Raw genomic sequence first — 19,766 nt, forward strand, 5'->3', positions numbered from 1 at the left:
GAGCAGATATCCAAAATCTATGATTTTGTGATAGTCGCTTACTTCTCAATTCATTGAGAAGACTCATTAAAGAATTGCTGGTTTATTTTCTATATCAGATAAATCTACTTACTAATTATATTAGTTCATATATTCATCTGTGAAAAGTTAATAACTTTTCAACTCTGTTTAATTTTCAAGGATCATGTCGACTTAACTCGACTGTTTGTATATCATATCATGTTTTCTTAAACTTATCAACTAGTAATTTATTCTAATTTAATATTGTAAATTACACATCATTATGTGGTGTTGCTGACTAGCTTGTAAATAATATCACACACAAAGTTTATTGTCAATGTTTTTTGGTTGCGGGGGCAGGACTTGAACCTACGACCTTTGGGTTATGAGCCCAACGAGCTGCCAACTGCTCCACCCCGCGATATTATATTGCTCAATCGTTTATTCTTATTTGTCACTCACCAAGCGACAAGGAATATCTTATCACCTTTAATATTAAATAACCTCAGGTGATTTGCACCTTAGCACAGCTCACCTGTTTCATTCTATGGTTTACTATCTATTTTACCTAATCCCTAGTATTGACACGCTAGACTTAGTTGACTTTAATAATTTTCTAGCTTCCTTTGTTTTTTTAACTTATCATACCAGACTTCATATGCAATACTCTATCTGCATACTTTCTGCATTGTTCATCATGACTTACCATAACAATCGCTATGCCTGTATTACTTAATTCCTTTAGATTATTTAAAACTCTCTCTGACCATTTCTCATCTAAATCGTTAGTAGGTTCATCAAGAAATATAATTTCGGGACTTTTAATTATAGCCATTAATATCATGGCTCTTCTCCTTTGACCTCCACTTAATGTATTTGGTAGCTTGTCCTTTAATCTCTCAAGTCCAAATTCATGCAAAAGAGTTTCTACATCTAAATCACTAGAGTTTATTTGCTTCATTAGAGAAAGATTTTCATATATAGTCAAAGCTTCCACCAGCTGTGTCTCTTGAAATACAAATCCCATATTCCTTCTTCTATATTCGTTTAAAATTCTTTCATTAGCTAGGTCTATAAGTTCTCCGTTATAATATACCTCTCCTTCATCTGGACTTATCATCAATCCCATTATATACAAAAGAGTTGATTTTCCAGCGCCTGACTCTCCATTAATTAAAATGAATTCACCTGCATTTATATTTATAGACACATCCTTTACCGCAAAGATATCCTCCATATCTTTGTATTCTTTTACTACATTTTTTATTTCCATTAATGAACTCATCTCACACCTCCAGAACTAAATGCATCCTTTGGTTCATTTTTATTAATTTTAACAATAGGTATAATAGAAACTACAATCCCTATTATAATCGATATTCCTATTCCCACAAAGCCAGGTATTATCCTATCTAGGATTGTAAATGAACCTTGGGGCATTAATACTATTTCGTTTATCATATTGTGCATTGTGCCAGTTAATAAAACACCTGATATACTTCCTATTGTTCCACCAAACACTATAATTAACATAACCTCTATCATATACATTTTTGTGAGTTCTGATTTAGTAACCCCCATGGCTCTTAGATAGCCTATTTCTTTTTCTCTTTGCTGAGACATAGCGTTAAATATTCCGAATAGAGATATTATTGTAATTAAAAGTGTAGCACCACCAAATATAGAAAGTATTTTAGATACTTTTCCAATCCCTTCTTTAAGCTCTTTCTTGTCAGCATCTAAGGATATCACCTGTGCATCTATCTTTGACTTTTTAATCTCCGTTACGACATCGTCAACATTTTTGCCATCCTTTACCTTAATCATTACAGCCGAGATAAGTTCTTCAGGCTTTTGCTTAAGAAAATAATCTCCTGCATCCTCATCAAAAAACGTATTGGATAATCTAATAGTCTCATTCATGTTCATTATAATCGTATTGTCCAGCGTAGTTCCAGTAGGCATTAAAGTTCCTGCAAGCTTAAATTCCTGTGCCATAATTTCTATAGTTTTCTCTGCATCCGGCATTACGTTATTTCCTAAGATAACTTCATTGTCTTTGAGCTCCTTTATGTTGTTCTTATCCAACCATGGCTTTACAAGAAAGTCTGAATCATAGTCTATTCCCAGTACTCTATAGGATTCTCCAAATGTGCAACATCCGTACTCAGTTAGAGTTCTTAGAAAAAACTGAGTAGTATATTGTTCAATATTGTCCTTTGGTATCTCATCCAGAACTTTTTTATTCATAAAGCCCATCACCGGGGAACCTGTATACATTAACTCCTTTGCATCTACTTTTGCATCATTAGGCAAAATTACAATGTCAGCCCCCATTCTATCAGAGCTTATTTCAACAGCCTTGTTTGAAGAAAAATATAGAGAAAATATTATTACAAAAACGCAAATCGTTATTGCAGAAAGTAGGCTCGTTAGTATAGCCTTGTTTCTCCTCCTCAAAACGTTATAAAAACCTAGCTTATTTATATTCATATCGCACCTCCCAAAACTCAATATATCATTCAATCTATTATTCTTTATAATCAAGCTCAATTCATATTCTATAAGTAATTTCTATTTATCTTAAAAAGTATATTCATATTATTAATAAGAACTACAGTATCTATTATGTTATAATCTATTTGAATCTAAGGATAAGGAGAAATAAAATGAAAAAGTACACCAACATTTTTAACGCTTTTTTAGGAGTATTATTATTAATTTCTGTTAAATTTATAAACCCTGTATGTACCGGCAGTGTTGTGCTCCAAAGTGGCAAAAAAATGCCTATGAGGTGCCACTACACAAGTATAGCTGCTATGGTAATTGCAGTTGCAGTTATAGTACTAGCGTTAGAGTTATATTACAGAAAGACCTATCTTCCAATCACTTTCATTATAATTGGCATATTGCTTTTCCTAGTACCAATGGACACACCACTTAGTATTGGTGTTTGTATGAAACCAATGGATTGTCACTTGACAGCAGCGTGGATAAAAGGAATAAGCATACTGCTTATACTCAGTGGATGTACAACCTTCTTTTTAAAAGATAAAGATACTAAAATTTTATAAACAAAAAATAGCACACGCTGAAAAAAGTGTGCTATTTTTTTGTAGGTGTATTTATTAATTCTCCATTACATTTTCTTTCTTTTTAGCCACCGTCTTCCCTAACAATACTGATCCTAAAGTAAGTAGTATTACTAGTACTATAGAAATTATAAACTGCGGCGAGTGCATATCTAATATCTTATCCCCTACATTTAAAAATATTACTGTCCCTGGTAAAATCCCTATAATTGTAGCAGTAGTGTATTTGCTAAAAGGGATATTAGTGAGTCCAGATGCATAGTTAATTACATTGTAGGGCATTGCTGGTATTAGCCTGCATATAAATACAATTAAAAAGCTTTCTTTTCCTTCTGCTCTCATAAATCTATCCCACCACTTTTTTGGCATCTTCTCTTCAAGATACTTATTTACCATATCCCTTGCCAATACTTTAGCCAGCCAAAACATCAAAGAACTATTAAGTACTGCACCAATCAAAGTGTATAGTGTTCCTGTCCAAAGGCCAAAGGAAAGCCCTCCCGCTAATGCCAATATAGGAACTGGAAAGAAAAACACTGGCAGTAGAGCCCATACAAGAATATATGCAATCGGTGCTAGTGTTCCAAATCCAGTTATCCAATCACGAATCGATTGTGCAGTTACATCCGATAAGAAGGCCTTGTAGATTAGAAAAAAGGCTATTATCAATACAATAATAAGAACCTGTTTTAATCTTTTTGACATATATTCTACATCCTTTCTTAAAATACAAGCCTGATGCATATTACATCAGGCTCTATTTTATTATTCAATTATTTCTTCTTCTTTTATAGCTTTTTGCTTATCGTTATATACTTTCTTTGCTATACCTATTACTATTGATAAAGCAAATAGTGTTAATAACCCAACAAACAGTTTCTGAGCTCCACCTGTAAGTGTTCCTCCAACATATGAGTACACAATTGTCGCTGGTAATTGACCTAAACCTGTTGCTATGAAGAATGCCCAAAATCTCATATTAGTAAGACCTGCTGCATAACTTACAAAGTCAAAGGAAACGAATGGTAAAAGTCTACAGATTAATATCGCAAACTTTCCGTATCTTTCGAAGAAAACATCTATACTTTCCATTGCACCTTTGCTAGTAAGCTTTTCAACGGCGTCTCTACCAAGTACTCTTGCTATAAAGAAGCATAGTGCAGCCCCTACCATAGCAGATGACCAGGACAGTATTGCCCCCTGCCACCATCCAAATATAGCTGCATTTGAAAGTGTAATTAGAAAAGCTGGAATTGGTGCAGCAATTGATTGAAGAACCATAAGAGTAAATGATACTACGATAGCTAATTTACCATATGATCTCAAATAATCAATTACTACTGCTGTATCTAGCTTAGATATTGTAGCAAAGGCTTTATTTAAGCCATTATGAAGAGAAGGGATGGTAAAGTAGCAAAGCATAAAGATTGCTATGGAAGCAATTGCAATTATTCTTCCGATTCTTCTATTTTTCTTAACTTTTGCAATTTGTTCCTCATCTAGTTCTTCTCTTAAGTCTTTTAGTTTTAGTTCTTTTTCTTTTAAAGCTTTTCTTTCTTCCTTAGTATATTCCTTCTGATACTTCTTAACAGTAAGGATAATATATAAGTCTACTAGATTTACTATTATTGCAAATACAATGAAAACAGGTCTTATCTGTGATATAGGATTTGTAAGTAATAGTGTTTCTTTTGTAATATAAAGAAATTGTTGTAGTCTTCCTGTAAATAAAGCTATCACTATAGCTAAGGATTCAATGATATAAAATGAGTACTTCCAGTCTAGTCTTTTCTTAGAAATACCAATCATAAGTCCAAAGGCTGTAAAAATATACATTACTAACCCTAGTCCTATCATCATTTCATATGCTACGCTAAAAAACAGTAACATACTTATAAGAAAGCCTAGTGCTATACCTGTAGTAGTATAGTAAAACAGCAATCTTAGTTTTCTCATCAATTACCCTCCTAAATTATTCTGTATGGCAAACCATACGAATTTAAAACATAAAGCTAAACTATTTGGCAATTGAGTATACTGTAGCTACATAAGTTCCGTCTTCTGGAAGTATATCTTTGTTTCCAGTAAATTTAACTTCTTTAGTTTTTTCTACTGCACCATAAGAGTAAGCAGTGTTAGATATTATACCAACTGGGCAACTGTCAAGACAAGATAAACATCCAGTATTCTTAGCTTTAGCTCTGTCTAAATTTCCTCCAAATTTGAAGGCAATTTTACTTCCATTGCTATCTTTAATAACTTCGTTTACATCATAGTTCTTACCAGCACCATTCCAAGTAACCTTTAGATCAAGTGCTGTACCTTCAACTTTAGTAGTTGTGGCATTATCAGGAGTCATATTATTTCCTGGCTTAGCTCCTATCTCTACAAGTGCATTATAGAATGCTGCTGGATCTGCATATGCAGTAAATACAGACTTAGCTCCATTTGTTCCGTCCTTAAATACTGAAGCGTGACGAGTTGCCTCTGTAAAGTACTTACCATTTACTTGACTAAGCACAGTTACAGTACCAGCTTCTTTATCAACTTTTATAGGATTTTTTAGTGATACGCCACCTACCTCATCAGGCGCTTTAGCTTTAGCTTTCTCTTCTTGTTTTTGGGAAGTAGTTGAGTCTCCTCCACTATTTTTAGAGCTGCATCCAGCAAATCCCATAACACTCACACATAATACTGCTGCAATAATTGCTTTTTTCTTAAAATTCATTACCCATTCCTCCCTGATAAAATATAATATTAAATATTAAAAACATACTCAGTAAATTCTTGATAACTTATCCCCTCATAAGTTAATCCCACTTAATTTTAAGAGACAATCAGTTCCTTTACAAATACAAAAAAGTTATAGATACTTGTCCAACTATAACTAAAATTTATCATCTCCATAATTATGAAATATATCCTTATAATTCAAAGCTTTTAAACCATAACATCACAAAAAACACTACATAAACTTCCTTAGGAAGAATATCCTATATGGTATTCCCTTAAATATACTAAAGGCTAGATTTGTATAAATCTAGCCCACTTTTCTGTTTTATTTATTTAATTGATAAAATATTCCCTTGGAAAAGTCTACAATTAAACTTACTTTTTCTCCAACAGTAAAATTAATCTGTTCATTGGATATTACTTTTAATTCTTTTTCTTCCGCTTCTACACTATAATAGACTTTGTCTCCTAAATATCTTCTCTTTTTCACAATGGCATTTACCCTACAGATACTTTCTCCCTTAGAATAAGCCTTATCCTCCATAAGTTTCTCTGATTCTCCATTAGTTTCTAATTCTAAAGATACTTCCTGTTTTCTAATATCACTTATACTAAAATCCTGGACTTTAGATAAAATCCCTATTTCCTCTGGTCTTATCATCATTTTCCCGTTTCCTTGAAGATAAGGCTCCACTTCAAAACTTCCAAAGTTACAGTTAAATACTCCATTTTTAACTGAACCTTCTATGTAATTTTTTTCTCCAAAGAAGTCTGCAACTAAAGGACTTACTGGTTTTTTATAAATGCTTTCAGGCTTATCAAACTGAGCTATAGTTCCTCCAATCATTACTGCAATTTTGTCTGACATCATTAAAGCTTCTTCTTTATCATGTGTGACTAAAATAGTTGTTATTTTAAAGTTCTTCTGTATATCTAGAACTAGCTCTCTCATTTCCTCTCTTAGTCTTATATCTAGGCTTGAAAAGGGTTCATCTAATAAAAGAACTTTCGGTTCAATAGCTAAAGCCCTGCCTAATGCAACTCTCTGCTTTTGTCCTCCTGATAGTTCGCTAGGATATCTTTTTTCCAGTCCCTGAAGTTTTAGTAAACCTATTATCTCAGAAACTTTACTTTCTTTAATTCTCTTCCTTACCCCAGCCATCTTAAGGCCAAAACCAATGTTGTCTTCTATATTAAGATGTGGAAATAGGAGATGTTCCTGAAACACAATTACTATCTTTCGCTTTTCTGCTGGTATATTCAAAATAGAAGCTCCGTCTAAAATTATATCTCCACTATCTGGATGAATAAGCCCAGCAATGGTTTTTAATGTAGTGCTTTTTCCACATCCCGATTCCCCTAAGAGAGATATTATTTCACCGTCATCTATGGAAAAACCTACATTATTTAATATCCTTGTGCCATTAAAGCTCTTATTTAAATTTTTTACCTGTAATTTAGTCATATCCTCTCTCCTAAATATAAAAATGGTTTTCTATTGAATAATAATTCTTAACTTTTTTCTCCATTATGCCTAAAAGCACTAAAGTAGATAGAATAAATATAACACTATAACAGGATGCTATCATTCTGTCTCCGCTTTGAATAAAAGGAAACATAACCATTGAAAGGGTTACCACATTTCCTCCGCCTACTATGAAGGTTAAAAAATACTGACTGAAAGATACTATAAATACTAAAGAAGCTGCTGATATCAAACCAGGTGATATTAAAGGTAATGTTACATAAAGGAAGGTTTGAACTCTGCTTGCCCCCAGTGTCCTTGCCTGAAACTCCATGGATTCGCCTAAGATTTCGAAGACGTTGGTAAGTATCCTTATAGCATAAGGTAGACAAGGGATTAAATGCACCAATACTACTCCTAGAAAGGTATTTGCAAGCCTAATCTTTATAAAAAATACTTGAATGCCAATTCCTACTGCTACTGGCGAAATAATAAGTGGTAAAAGCACAAGTAACTTAAAGAAACCCTTTCCTTTAAATTGATATAGTCCCAGAACTCTAGCAGCTGGCAGACTTATTAACAAAGTCACTACAGTAACCACAAGGGACAGCCAAATGCTATATAAAAGTACCATAATAGAATTGTTACTTTTCATAAAAAAGTAACTTAACGCCCTTAAATTATATTCTGTTGGAAGAATAGATGGCCAAGGCCACCTTTTAGCAATACACCATAAAAGTAAAACTATTAATGGTAACAAAATAAAAAAGGCAGCTAAATAAATAATAAATTTAAATAAAACATTCTTTTTCATATATTTCACCTATACATTTCTACAAATCAAACTTAAGGTTTTATCGTAAATCCATACCATTACCACAGAAATAAAGATAAGAACAATATTCAATGCCATTGCATAAGGTCTATTAAAAATATCAGGATTTGAATATTCTATAAAGGCCTTTACCGGTAATGTTTTAGGCGTAGTTGGTCCTAGTAAATAAGGAACCTCAAAAGCTCCAAAGGAAAATGCAAATATAATAATGAAAGAAGATATAATTGAAGGCCACGATAAAGGAAGTATAACATACCAGAAAAATTGTCTCCTGCTAGCTCCCAGATTCACAGCCACATTCTCAAGATTTGTATTTATGTTACTTATGAAGGTATATACCACCATAGCCACAAAGGGTATTTCCTTCCAAAGATAAGTTATTATAATGCCTACTCCATATTTATCAAAGATAAGACTTGGAAAATCTGATTGTTCTTTTATTATTCCAAAATAATATAAGATCCTAGGCAGCAATCCGCTTTGAGATAAAATATTAAACATTAAAAAAGCAGCAATCATATGAGGAACTATTATAGGAAGTGTATATACTATTCTTTCTATAGATTTTCTATGTTTGTTAATAAGCATAGAATAAGCTAACAGCACTCCAATTATAATCGCTGTTATTGATGAAAATAAGGAGACCTTTAAGCTAAAGCTCAAAGATTCTAAAAAGCTTTTGTCCCTAATTATAGAAGCATAGTATTTAAAAGTTACCTCCTTAAGTCCTATTATTGGTATATAACCTAAACTTTGCGATAAAGCAGTGACTATTCCTGATGTTAATATTCCTAATAAAACAAATGCCGCTGGAAAAAGAAATATATATATCCTAATCTCTTTTTTCATTATCTACCCTCTCATTTTAATATTTATAAAGAAAATTAGGTGAGCCCATTTACCCACCCAATTTTTAGCTAATCATTATAAGTCTTATTATTTATCTCCTGGTACTTGCTCTGACCAGATTTTTTCTATGATAGGTACTAATTGTGCAGGTAATTCTGGCACTCTATGCTTTAAAAGCTCTTCCTGTGATATTACCCCTTCTCCAAGCTTAATTTCTTCAAACTTCTTCTTTTCTTCCGCGGTCAACTTACTGTTATCTAAGACAGGTAAGTCTCCCCAGCCTTCTGGATTATACTTTGACACCTGTCCTTCAACACTAATTATTGCATTAATAACTGCCATTGCTCCTGATTTATTAGTAGAGTTAAATGGTACTGCTAAGAAATGAGTGTTTCCTACAGTTCCCTTGTCAAAGATAAAACTTGCTGTTCCTTTTGGATATTCACCGCTTTTTATCTTAGCTGGTATTGAATTTGGATTATAAGACATACTCATTAATAACTGATTATCTGCATACATATTATCTAATTGAGCTATTGTAGCTGGATAAGTTTTTCCACTATTCCATAGATAAGGTTTTAATTGCTTTAAATAATCCATTGCTGGTTGGATTACTTGCTTAACTGATTCCTCGTCTGCTTTAACATTAGCTATCTTATCATACCCAACAACATCATATATAACGTTTCTTACAAAAGCACTTCCAGTAAAATCAGGTGGTGCAGGGTATGTAAATTTCCCTGGGTTAGCTTTTACGAACTTTAATAATTCTTCTGTATTTGAAGGAGTTTCTGATACCTTATTGCTATTATGTATCATTACAAATTGTGCTTTTCCATAAGGTACTTCGTAACCTTCTACAGGATATCCAAAATCAGATTTTACTTCTATTGAATCTTTGTCTATGTACTTACTAAAGTTAGGAAGCTTTTCTGCAAAAGGTCCAAAAAGTAATCCTGCTTGTTTTGCTGTGTAAAAGTTTTCACCATTAATCCAAACTACATCAATAGTTCCTTTTTCATTATGACCTTGCTTATCTGCAAGCAGCTTGCTTAGTATATCCTCGATATTCATTGGAACTCTCTTAAGTGTTATGTCATATTGTTCTTTTACTGCCTTTGCTAAATACTCATCGATCCATTTATTTGTAGTCTCACTGCCACCCCAACCATAAAAGTTAACGGTAGTTCCTTTAGCTTCTTTTAATACTGTTTCCCAATCCTTATTTGTTACAGTATCCGTACTGCTGTCCTTTTTATTTGAACATCCGAAGGAACCTAAAGCTAGCACAAACACTATAATTAAAGCTAATATTCTCCTCATTTTTTTCCCCCCAACACTATTTTTTAAAGGAATTTTGTCAAAATCCATAATATTATATCATATAAAATTTTATGTATAGTTCTGTATAAATAAAATTTATAGATTATATTTTAACTATTAGTTTTGTTTATAGTAAACCTCATATATATTACCTATACAGTGCTAAACTATAGTGTTTCCCAGGCATTAAATATAATTTCTTTAAACTTATCAACATCTTTTATGTTAGTAGGAATATTTTGTTTCAAACTATCAACATTATCACTGCTTATTTTAAGGTAACCTTTTCTTAAATCTTCTTCAGTAGAGATTATGAATTTATAGTTATCTTCAAAAAGCTCTGGATTGGTAATATATACTGCTGATACAATGTCCCAGTTATAGAATCCCCAAACTCCAAAGTTCTTTTCAACGAAGACGTACCACGGCTCTATATTTCTTCTTATATAATCACATATAAAATGTTTCTTTTTCGATTTCAATCTATTTAACTGTTCTTCTCCAAAAAATCCTTGAAGACAGGTATGTCCCGTTAATATAGTTATATCACAACCTGAGTTTAGAACTTTGTAGGTAGCAAAAGGGTCACATGAAAAATTCAGTTCATCTAAATTTACCCCATTTATTATAAGAGGTTCTGTTATTCCTCCCATAAGAACTATATGTTTTAAGTTATTAAAAAAATTATTATCTAATTCATATGCTCCATATAAATTTGTAAGTGCTCCCGTTGCTAATAATGTAATCTCTCCCGGATTTTTAGCAGCTTCCTTAGCCAGGAATTCAGCTGCTTCACTTTGTCTGTTTTCTGATGAGTTAGCCCCCTTAATTAAAGGTACTCCTTTTATATTGAGTTCCTTAAACATATTCTCTGTATTTTTAAAAACCTCTTCAAGAGAACTATTGCCATAGGTTGTTGTTACCCCTTGAAGTTGTATGTTCTCTCTTCCTATAAGGTATAACAATGCCAATCCATCATCTACATCTCTATCAGGCATTCCCATTGTGTTGTCACAATCATATATTACTTTTTTCACATTATTCCCTCATTTCTAACTAGTTATCAACAGTATAAAATAACCTTGTAGTTTTTATTTTATACTACAAGGTTATAATTTACTACTTTATAGACTTTTTCAATAAACTTAGTCTTCCTAGAGGCATATATATTGATTTAACCTACCTTGTAGAGTTCAATAATTATGTTTCTTTGTAGAGTTCAATAATTATGTTTCTTTCCTAATATCCTAATTCTTTAGCCTTTGCTTCTGCTTCTTCCATAGAAGAAACATAGTATTGTGGTATTAAATCCTTACCTCCATCCTTTGATGAACGCTGCATCTGCATTTTAACTATAATCTTATCTACTACAACTATACTAGCTTGCAAACCATTGTTAGCAGCCCAAGCTATATGATCATTAACTGCTTCCACAACACTTGACATCTGATATTTACTCATATCACACATCTTAATCCATTTACCCATTCTTCCTACTTCACTAGAAAGATTGTTTTTGTAAGCATTTGCATACTCTGCATATTCCTTATCTGTCCATAATCCTTGTATCATTTCGTATACTCTTTTTTGACCTGCCTTTGTTTCTAATGTAAATGAACATTTTTCAAATTGTTTGCTTACTTTTGACATAATATTGTTCCTCCCTTATACATAAAAGTCTAAAATTTGATATAAATTTATCTGATTCCCCTATAATTTTGCATAAATTTATCTATATACCTTTATTATACTAATTCTACATGATAACTCAAGTCGAATTAAGAATATTTTTGTAAAATGCTATTTACTTTCTTTAAGTTACAATATATGTCTACATTGCATATAATATATATGTAATTAATTTTTAGGAGAATTCACATTGTATAAATTCTATTACCCATACTATGGCTATCTTATAAACTGTAAGCCTATGCCTATAACCTTTCCTCCACAGCATCAGTCTAAACAGCCTGGTCTAGAATACTTAATGTGTCCACCTCCAATATTTAACAATCCAAAATATAAAGGTAGTGGAAAACTTAAAAACAAGGTAGTATTAATCACCGGTGGTGATAGTGGCATTGGAAGAGCTGTTTCTCTTGCCTTTGCAAAGGAAGGAGCAGATATTGCCATTGCATATTATGACGAACATCGAGATGCAGAAACAACTAAAGCTTTAATAGAAAATGAAGGTAGAAGATGTTTATTAATGGCTGGAGATTTAAAAGAAGAGAGCTTTTGCAAAAAAATTGTAGACATGACTGTTGAAACCTTTGGAAAGCTAAATGTTTTAGTAAACAATGCAGCAGTACAGTATCCACAAAAGAGTCTTGAAGATATTTCTTCAGAACAGCTGGAAACAACCTTCCGCACTAATATATTTCCTTTGTTTTATGTGACAAAAGCTGCACTCCCTTATTTGAAAAGAGGGGACAGTATAATTAATACTGCTTCTATAACTGCCTATAATGGAAATAAAGAATTAATTGATTATTCTTCAACCAAAGGTGCTATTGTTACCTTCACTCGTTCTCTTTCTCTCTCCTTAGAGTCAAAAGGTATTAGAGTAAATGGGGTAGCCCCAGGTCCTATCTGGACACCACTTATTCCATCTAGCTTTTCGGCAGATAAGGTAGCTACCTTTGGCTTAGAGGTGCCTATGAAAAGAGCTGGTCAGCCTGTTGAATTAGCTCCTACCTATGTTTATTTGGCTTCAAATGATTCAACTTATGTATCTGGACAAATTCTTCATGTTAACGGCGGAGCTATGGTAGAATCTTAAAAATTTTAAAAGGTAGAAGCAAAAAACTTCTACCTTTTAACTATGTATTTCTATTGAACTTTATACATACCTTTGCTTTCCATGTACTTAAATATTGCCTCTCCATGCTTTTGTTCTTCTTTTTGTAGATGATTTAAAACATCACGTACTTCAGTGTCTTTAAACTCAAAAATAGCTGTGTTATAAGCTCCTGAAACATACTTTTCTGTCATTAGCATATCCTGACAAAGCTCTGCATCAGAAACTCCCTTCATACCTACAGCCCCTGTATTTCCACTGCTCATACTTTGTTGTTGATTTTGATTGCCACTCTGTTGTGAATTCATCTGTGGAACCTGACCACTTAACAATTGATTAATAGTATTTAAGTGCTGCTGCTCTATTGATGCATGGTTAGTGAATAATTGTTTTAATTGCTGGTCTTGAGCCTGGCTTGCATAACTAGAATACTTATCTACACAAAGTTGCTCATGACTCTTTTGATCCTCCAATAATGTTCTTTCCTTTTGTGTTAAGTTTATTTGCATAATTAAAACACCTCCATTCCTATTGTGTGTAAAGTCAAATTTTGTATACCACATTTTTCAAAATTTATCTTTTCTTATATTATAGAAATGGATGCATATATTAATTTTGATTTTATACAAATCCTAGATTAAATAAAAACAAAACCCTATCCATTTCTGAATAGAGTTTTGCTTTTATTTATAATAAGGATTGACGGGATTAGCATAAATATAATTATTTAAATTATTGACCCATAAACATCTTTATATCATCATCAACATTTGTTATTCCACCGATTCCAAAGTTCTCTACAAGAACCTTAGCTACATTAGGGGATAAGAATGCTGGTAGAGTTGGTCCTAAGTGAATATTCTTTACTCCTAAGTGAAGTAATGATAACAATACTATAACAGCCTTTTGCTCATACCAAGCTATATTGTATGATATAGGAAGTTTATTAACATCGTCTAAACCAAATACTTCTTTTAACTTAAGAGCTATAACAACTAATGAGTAAGAGTCGTTACATTGTCCTGCATCTAGTACTCTTGGAATTCCTCCAATATCTCCTAAATCAAGCTTATTGTATTTGTATTTTGCACAACCTGCTGTAAGAATTACTGTGTCTTGTGGAATAGCCTTCGCAAAATCTGTATAGTAGTTTCTGCTCTTCATTCTTCCATCACAACCAGCCATAACAAAGAATCTCTTTATAGCTCCAGTTTTAACTGCTTCAACTACTTTATCAGCTAAAGCTAAAACTTGGTTATGTGCAAATCCTCCAACTATTTCTCCCTTTTCAATTTCCTTTGGTGCCTTGCACTTCTTAGCATGCTCTATAATAGCTGAGAAATCTTTAGGTTGTCCATTCTTTCCATCTGCTATATGCTTAACTCCTGGAACTCCTGTTACACCAGTTGTGTACATTCTGTCTTTATAAGAAGCCTTTGGAGGTACAATACAATTTGTAGTCATAAGTATTGGTCCATTGAAGCTTTCAAACTCTTTATCTTGTAACCACCAAGCATTTCCGTAGTTTCCTGCAAAGTGCTTATATTTCTTAAATGCTGGATAGTAGTTAGCTGGAAGCATCTCACTGTGAGTATATACATCTACTCCAGTTCCTTCAGTTTGCTCTAGTAACCATTCCATATCCTTTAGATCGTGTCCACTTATTAATATACCAGGGTTATTTCTAACACCAATATTTACTTTTGTTATTTCCGGATGACCATAAGTTTCAGTATTAGCCTTATCAAGTAATGCCATACCGTCAACTCCAAACTTACCAGCTTCTAAAGCTAAAGCTACTAAATCATCTGCTGTTAAGCTGTCATCTAAAGTTGCAGCTAATGCCTTTTGCATAAAGCCATGAATTTTTTCATCATTGTAGTTTAAGTGGTTAGCATGCTTCACGTATGCAGCTAGTCCTTTTAATCCGTAAGTTATAAGTTCTCTTAAAGATCTTACATCCTCGTTTTCTGTAGCTAGTACACCAACTTTTGCTGCCTTTACATCAAATTCATTTACATTATCAGCAAACCAAGTAGCTGCTTCTGGTAATTTTAAATCTTCTTCTTTTTTAACTCCACCAAGACCTAATATTCTCTTAAGCCATGAAGTATTTTCCTTTGACTCACCAGCATTTCCGCCAGCTTTTATATACTGTTGTTTAACTTCTTCTCTTAATTGTAAGCCCTTTTTAATTCTCTCTATAAATACATTTCTATCAAAGTTTGCATTTGTTATAGTAGCAAAAAGACCTTCCATTACAAACTTGTCTACTTCTTTATTAACCACACCTAGCTCTCTAGCTCTTGTGCTGTATACTGATATACCTTTTAGTACATATATTAATAAATCTTGTGCTTTTGCTAAATCTTCAGTCTTTCCACAAACGCCTTTTATTGTACAACCTTTACCGCCTGCAGCTTCTTGACATTGGTAACAAAACATACTCATTTAAATAACCCTCCATTTAACAACTTTATTATATTAATTTTACTTATTGACCAAATTAATTCTTATCTTCATTTATCTTGTGGATTTTGTATTATCTCCTGTCCACACTTATATCTTACTAGATTACTCAACTTAAATCCGTAACAAGGGTTACGGATTATATGTTTTTTTAAAATTAATTATTATTTTCTTTCACTACCCTTGGAAAAAGAATATTATTTTCTAGATGAATATGAACAAATGTTTCTGATTCTAATTCCTTTAGCTTATCATAAGTTAGTCTATAGGTGTTGCAGCCATCTTCAGGTACTTTAAAGCCCTTTGTTACTCTTCTAAGTGCTTTTAGAATATCTCCTGCCCCTTCATGTTCTTCTTCTAAACCTTTTATGGATTTAACTATTTTATCTAATAACTCCTTAGAGTGAGTTTTTTCATATTCTTTAATCATTGGAAATTCACTAGTTTCTTCTTTAATTGTATGCTGCTCTAATTCCATTCTTAGACTGGAGAATAACCTATGCACTTCTGCTAGTTCACTATGACCTCCACCGTGCACCCTAAGTATCTTAGCTGTTAATTCTCCTATCTTAGGCAGTTCCCTTTGCAGATATGCATGATGAACATTAACTATATGATCTATTAAATCACTATAAGATAGATTATTGAAATCAACTTCTTCAATTCCCATACTCACAGCTTTGTTATAAGCTTCCTCTAGTTTACTCATAATTTCCTCTTCATTTAAATTATGTTCTTTTATTTCCTCTATTAAAGGTGTATCTCCGCCACAACAGAAATCAATATTATATTCTTTAAATATATCCATGGATTTAGGAAAATTTGCTGCAATATGCCCTACGCTATCTGAACTTTTAAATGTAAATTTACTCATTTCTTATACCTCCAAAATTTTTTATAGTTTATATCAATTTTCAATATTATTGTTTTACTTGATGACTCAATTATACCTAATTGTCTTTTTTAATTCTGTGATTACAATCAAATTTCAAATTGATTCTAATCACTGCTAATAGGATTTTAAAAAGATATAATTAGGCCATAAAGTTAAACAAAACACGAAGGAGAGATTAATTATGATAAACAATAAAATAGCAGAAAAAACTTATTGGGTTGGTAAAGTAGATGATAGAAAGGTGCCTTTTCATAGATTAATATTAGAAAAGGGAACAACTTATAATTCTTACTTATTAGATACAGAAAAACCTACTATAATAGATACTGTTGATATAATGTATGGCGGAGAATTTGTTAAGAATCTTCAACAAATTATTGACCTAGACAAAATTCATTATGTAGTAATTAACCATGTAGAGCCAGATCATGCTGGAGCATTACCAGCATTATTAAATAAAGCAAAAAATGCAACTATAGTAACTACAGAAAAAGGAAGAGAGTTTTTAAACGGAATGTTTAAGCTTCACAGTAGAAACTACTTAATAATTAAAGATGGGGATTCCCTAGATATTGGTGGTAAGACACTTAAGTTCTTTGAAACACCGTATCTTCATACAGAAGAAACTATGATTACTTACTGCGTAGAGGATAAAATTCTTTACCCTTGTGATATATTCAGTACCCACATTGCAAACTATGAGCTTTTTGATGATTTGGCAAAGGAAGATATCACAGAGGACTTTACAGTTTACTATAAACTTATCATGGGACCACATAGATCTTATGTAAGAGATATGTTAGATAAAGTAAAAGACTTAGATATTCAAATGATTGCCCCTTCTCATGGATTTATATTGAGAAGTGATGTAAATAAATATATTAAAATTTATGATGAGTTAAGTAAAATTAATCCTGATGCAAAAGATAAACAAGCATTAATATTATTTAGCTCTATGACAGGGAATACAGGTAAAATAGCCAAAGATCTTGCTGATGGCTTCAAAAACCTTGGCATCACAACGGATATCTTTAATGTGAAAAATGCTAATATAGAGGATATTAAAAAAGCAGCCCTAGAAGCCAATGCAATACTTATAGGCAGCTCTACAAAATATGGAGATATGATAGGTAACCTGGAAGAAGTTCTAAAAGAACTAGTAGCTCTAGATTTATCAAATAAGCTTGGTTCAGCCTTTGGTTCCTTTGGCTGGAGTGGAGAGGCTGTAGAAATAATAAATGATTACATTAAGGAAAGTAAAATGACTTTAGTTGATACTTCCTATGTAGTAAAAGCTACCGGTGCTAATGATATTAAGCTACCGCTAAAGGTAAATTACTATGATAATGAAGAAACAAAAGATATGGCTATCAATGCAGCAATGGCCATAGGGGAATTAATACTAACTAAATAATCTTGTGAAAGTAACCCTTGTAGTCACTGTATAATATAGTAAAATTGTTTTATTATAAATATTATAATATGAGAAAGTACATAGGTTTATGGAAACCTATGTACTTTCTCTATTTAAAAAACTTATATTTTTATACTGTAGTTTTTAAGTACTCAATATCTTTTATAATAATCTTTTTATTACCTATAAGCTCTATTGTTCCTTCTTCCTGCATGGAAGTTAAGGTTCTACTTACTGTTTCCCTAGTAAGACCTGAATAGTTTCCTATTTCCTCCCTGCTTAAAGGCAGCTCCAATTCCACTGTACCATTAACTTCCTTTCCAAAATCTCCTGCCAAACTTAAAAGTACCCCGATAACTCTTGATTCTACATCCTTAGTACTTAGTCTTTCTACAAGATGCTCAAGATTAACAACTCTATCATGAACTACTTCTAATATCTTTAATGTTATGTTAGGATTATCCCCTAATATCCTATCAAAATCCTCTTTGGTTAACATACATATAGCAGTATCTTCCAAAGCTTCTCCATTAAACTCTAGCTTACCTTTCTTTAGAAGGCTCAGCTCCCCAATAAAATCTCCATCAGATAAGATATACAATATCTGTTCCTTGCCTTCCTTTGTGTATCTAAATATTTTAACTTTCCCTCTATTTACTATATAAAGCTTATCTGAAATATCTCCTTCAAAAAATATCGTTTGTCCTTTTTTGTATTTTCTATGAATTACCATATCAGCAATTTCTTTTAACTGTTCATCCTGCAGCGTTGAAAATATAGATACCTTTTTTGCACAATATTTACCTGTACACTTCTCACATCCACAATTAATACTTATAGCTTTCGACATATTATCTAAATCACCTTTCCTATATTTCAGTACGACTTGAAAATACCATCAGATTCTTATTTTATACTATTATAATATAAAATTTTAGCCCTTCACAAATATTTCATAACAAAAACATAAAATTTATCATATTAGTGTAATATCTAATTTTTTCAAATTAAAACTTCATGGTTATATACTATACTTCAACCTACAAATATACTAAGAATAAATATATTTTATGATAGAAGTTTAATGTATCTGTAACAACTTTACAATATTCTTCATATGATGTAATTGTATAAGCAACATTTTAAGGAGGATAAATTCAGCTATGGCTAAAGACAAAAATGTAAAATCTAAAATGTATATAGGTAAATGCCCGTCAATGGGTAAATGTATTCCGCAAGAATTGGTAATTAGAAATGTTAGATTAGCAGCTGCATATGTACCTTATCAAAAACTATGTACTCTTCTATCTCCTATTGAAGCACTTAGACATGGAACTGCTTTCCCTGAGCTTTACAGTCCTTATGAGGGAAAAGACAGAAAATGCAGACCTGTGGTTAAATGTTAGAAGGAGGTGCTATTATGAATAAAGAAATGAGTAAAAAAGAGCTTTTAAGACAGATTACTGCTGTAAATTTTGTTCTAGTAGATCTCCATCTATACCTTAATACCCATCCTAATGATCGTGAAGCTCTAGCAAAATACAATTCTCTTGCAATGCAATCCCGTATGCTTAGGGAAAATTATGAGAGATGCTTCGGACCTTTATCCTATGGTTCCTGCAGTGCTTATCCATGGCAGTGGATAAATGAACCATGGCCTTGGGAATGTGAAGCTAATTTCAAGCTTTATGAGGAGGAGATGTAGTATATGTGGGCATATGAAAAATTTCTTCAATACCCTGTAAGAATTAAAAATCCTAATCCAGCTATGGCAAAAATAATTATAACACAATATGGTGGACCTGATGGAGAATTAGCAGCATCCTTAAGATACCTTAGCCAAAGATTTACTATGGTTACACCTCAAGCTATTGCAACTTTAAACGACATC

The 19,766-nt window shown here is 32.3% G+C and carries 21 protein-coding genes and 1 tRNA gene; 6 read left to right on the forward strand and 16 right to left on the reverse strand.

The window, feature by feature from the left end:
- Positions 1 to 345: 345 nt before the first annotated feature.
- The 3 genes from N4T77_RS19390 to N4T77_RS19400 form a co-directional block, all read right to left on the reverse strand.
- Positions 346 to 421: transfer RNA gene (locus tag N4T77_RS19390), tRNA-Met, on the reverse strand.
- A 213-nt stretch (positions 422 to 634) separates the two neighbouring features.
- A complete protein-coding gene (locus N4T77_RS19395; protein WP_261673514.1) occupies positions 635 to 1,285 on the reverse strand; it encodes an ABC transporter ATP-binding protein in 651 nt (216 codons plus the stop codon).
- On the reverse strand, positions 1,282 to 2,460 hold the full coding sequence (locus N4T77_RS19400; RefSeq protein ID WP_261673515.1) for an ABC transporter permease: 1,179 nt from the start codon (positions 2,458 to 2,460) through the stop codon (positions 1,282 to 1,284). The genes N4T77_RS19395 and N4T77_RS19400 overlap by 4 nt, the downstream gene beginning before the upstream one ends.
- Before the next feature lie 209 nt (positions 2,461 to 2,669).
- On the opposite strand from N4T77_RS19400, the gene N4T77_RS19405 reads away from it, so the two are divergent.
- Positions 2,670 to 3,074 (forward strand): DUF4418 family protein, encoded by a 405-nt coding sequence (locus tag N4T77_RS19405; RefSeq protein WP_261673516.1) that lies wholly within the window; start codon positions 2,670 to 2,672, stop codon positions 3,072 to 3,074.
- Between the two features lie 54 nt (positions 3,075 to 3,128).
- Here the strand turns inward: N4T77_RS19405 and N4T77_RS19410 are convergent, their stop codons facing one another.
- The 9 genes from N4T77_RS19410 to N4T77_RS19450 form a co-directional block, all read right to left on the reverse strand.
- Positions 3,129 to 3,797 (reverse strand): TVP38/TMEM64 family protein, encoded by a 669-nt coding sequence (locus tag N4T77_RS19410; protein ID WP_261673517.1) that lies wholly within the window; start codon positions 3,795 to 3,797, stop codon positions 3,129 to 3,131.
- A gap of 60 nt (positions 3,798 to 3,857) precedes the next feature.
- Positions 3,858 to 4,514 carry a TVP38/TMEM64 family protein gene (locus tag N4T77_RS20315; RefSeq protein ID WP_396125170.1) on the reverse strand — a complete coding sequence of 219 codons (657 nt, stop codon included), beginning with the start codon at positions 4,512 to 4,514 and terminating at the stop codon, positions 3,858 to 3,860.
- A gap of 595 nt (positions 4,515 to 5,109) precedes the next feature.
- Positions 5,110 to 5,820 carry a YdjY domain-containing protein gene (locus tag N4T77_RS19420; RefSeq protein WP_261673518.1) on the reverse strand — a complete coding sequence of 237 codons (711 nt, stop codon included), beginning with the start codon at positions 5,818 to 5,820 and terminating at the stop codon, positions 5,110 to 5,112.
- A 330-nt stretch (positions 5,821 to 6,150) separates the two neighbouring features.
- Positions 6,151 to 7,290, reverse strand: coding sequence for an ABC transporter ATP-binding protein (locus tag N4T77_RS19425; protein WP_261673519.1), 1,140 nt, complete (start codon positions 7,288 to 7,290; stop codon positions 6,151 to 6,153).
- A gap of 10 nt (positions 7,291 to 7,300) precedes the next feature.
- The gene (locus N4T77_RS19430; protein ID WP_261673520.1) at positions 7,301 to 8,104 is read right to left on the reverse strand and encodes an ABC transporter permease; all 804 of its coding nucleotides are present in this window, start codon (positions 8,102 to 8,104) and stop codon (positions 7,301 to 7,303) included.
- A gap of 9 nt (positions 8,105 to 8,113) precedes the next feature.
- On the reverse strand, positions 8,114 to 8,974 hold the full coding sequence (locus N4T77_RS19435) for an ABC transporter permease (RefSeq protein ID WP_261673521.1): 861 nt from the start codon (positions 8,972 to 8,974) through the stop codon (positions 8,114 to 8,116).
- 87 nt (positions 8,975 to 9,061) lie between these two features.
- A complete protein-coding gene (locus tag N4T77_RS19440; protein WP_261673522.1) occupies positions 9,062 to 10,297 on the reverse strand; it encodes an ABC transporter substrate-binding protein in 1,236 nt (411 codons plus the stop codon).
- A gap of 167 nt (positions 10,298 to 10,464) precedes the next feature.
- Positions 10,465 to 11,334 carry a nucleoside hydrolase gene (locus tag N4T77_RS19445; protein ID WP_261673523.1) on the reverse strand — a complete coding sequence of 290 codons (870 nt, stop codon included), beginning with the start codon at positions 11,332 to 11,334 and terminating at the stop codon, positions 10,465 to 10,467.
- A 202-nt stretch (positions 11,335 to 11,536) separates the two neighbouring features.
- On the reverse strand, positions 11,537 to 11,947 hold the full coding sequence (locus N4T77_RS19450; protein WP_261673524.1) for a hypothetical protein: 411 nt from the start codon (positions 11,945 to 11,947) through the stop codon (positions 11,537 to 11,539).
- A 280-nt stretch (positions 11,948 to 12,227) separates the two neighbouring features.
- Between N4T77_RS19450 and N4T77_RS19455 the strand changes: the two genes are divergently transcribed.
- Positions 12,228 to 13,079 (forward strand): SDR family oxidoreductase, encoded by an 852-nt coding sequence (locus N4T77_RS19455; protein WP_261673534.1) that lies wholly within the window; start codon positions 12,228 to 12,230, stop codon positions 13,077 to 13,079.
- A 50-nt stretch (positions 13,080 to 13,129) separates the two neighbouring features.
- Here N4T77_RS19455 and N4T77_RS19460 read toward each other — a convergent pair whose 3' ends face one another.
- The 3 genes from N4T77_RS19460 to ric form a co-directional block, all read right to left on the reverse strand.
- The gene (locus N4T77_RS19460) at positions 13,130 to 13,606 is read right to left on the reverse strand and encodes a spore coat protein (RefSeq protein WP_261673525.1); all 477 of its coding nucleotides are present in this window, start codon (positions 13,604 to 13,606) and stop codon (positions 13,130 to 13,132) included.
- Positions 13,607 to 13,829: 223 nt separating this feature from the next.
- Complete coding sequence (gene hcp, locus N4T77_RS19465; RefSeq protein WP_261673526.1) at positions 13,830 to 15,548, reverse strand: hydroxylamine reductase; 1,719 nt, start codon at positions 15,546 to 15,548, stop codon at positions 13,830 to 13,832.
- 175 nt (positions 15,549 to 15,723) lie between these two features.
- On the reverse strand, positions 15,724 to 16,440 hold the full coding sequence (gene ric / locus N4T77_RS19470; RefSeq protein ID WP_261673527.1) for an iron-sulfur cluster repair di-iron protein: 717 nt from the start codon (positions 16,438 to 16,440) through the stop codon (positions 15,724 to 15,726).
- A 202-nt stretch (positions 16,441 to 16,642) separates the two neighbouring features.
- Here ric and N4T77_RS19475 point away from each other — a divergent pair, with 202 nt between their 5' ends.
- Positions 16,643 to 17,875, forward strand: coding sequence for an FprA family A-type flavoprotein (locus N4T77_RS19475; protein WP_261673528.1), 1,233 nt, complete (start codon positions 16,643 to 16,645; stop codon positions 17,873 to 17,875).
- Positions 17,876 to 18,005: 130 nt separating this feature from the next.
- Here the strand turns inward: N4T77_RS19475 and N4T77_RS19480 are convergent, their stop codons facing one another.
- Positions 18,006 to 18,725: a Crp/Fnr family transcriptional regulator gene (locus tag N4T77_RS19480; protein WP_261673529.1), complete on the reverse strand. Its 720-nt coding sequence runs from the start codon at positions 18,723 to 18,725 to the stop codon at positions 18,006 to 18,008.
- A 313-nt stretch (positions 18,726 to 19,038) separates the two neighbouring features.
- Between N4T77_RS19480 and N4T77_RS19485 the strand changes: the two genes are divergently transcribed.
- From N4T77_RS19485 to N4T77_RS19495, 3 genes are all read left to right on the forward strand, one after another.
- Positions 19,039 to 19,281, forward strand: a complete 243-nt coding sequence (locus N4T77_RS19485; protein ID WP_261673530.1) for a spore coat associated protein CotJA — start codon at positions 19,039 to 19,041, stop codon at positions 19,279 to 19,281.
- A 14-nt stretch (positions 19,282 to 19,295) separates the two neighbouring features.
- Positions 19,296 to 19,580: a spore coat protein CotJB gene (locus N4T77_RS19490; RefSeq protein WP_261673531.1), complete on the forward strand. Its 285-nt coding sequence runs from the start codon at positions 19,296 to 19,298 to the stop codon at positions 19,578 to 19,580.
- A 3-nt stretch (positions 19,581 to 19,583) separates the two neighbouring features.
- A partial coding sequence (locus N4T77_RS19495; RefSeq protein ID WP_261673532.1) for a manganese catalase family protein occupies positions 19,584 to 19,766 on the forward strand: 183 nt, incomplete at its 3' end.

Origin of the sequence: Clostridium sp. CX1 (genome assembly GCF_025398335.1) — a bacterium.
Lineage (GTDB): Bacteria > Bacillota > Clostridia > Clostridiales > Clostridiaceae > Clostridium_AM > Clostridium_AM tanneri.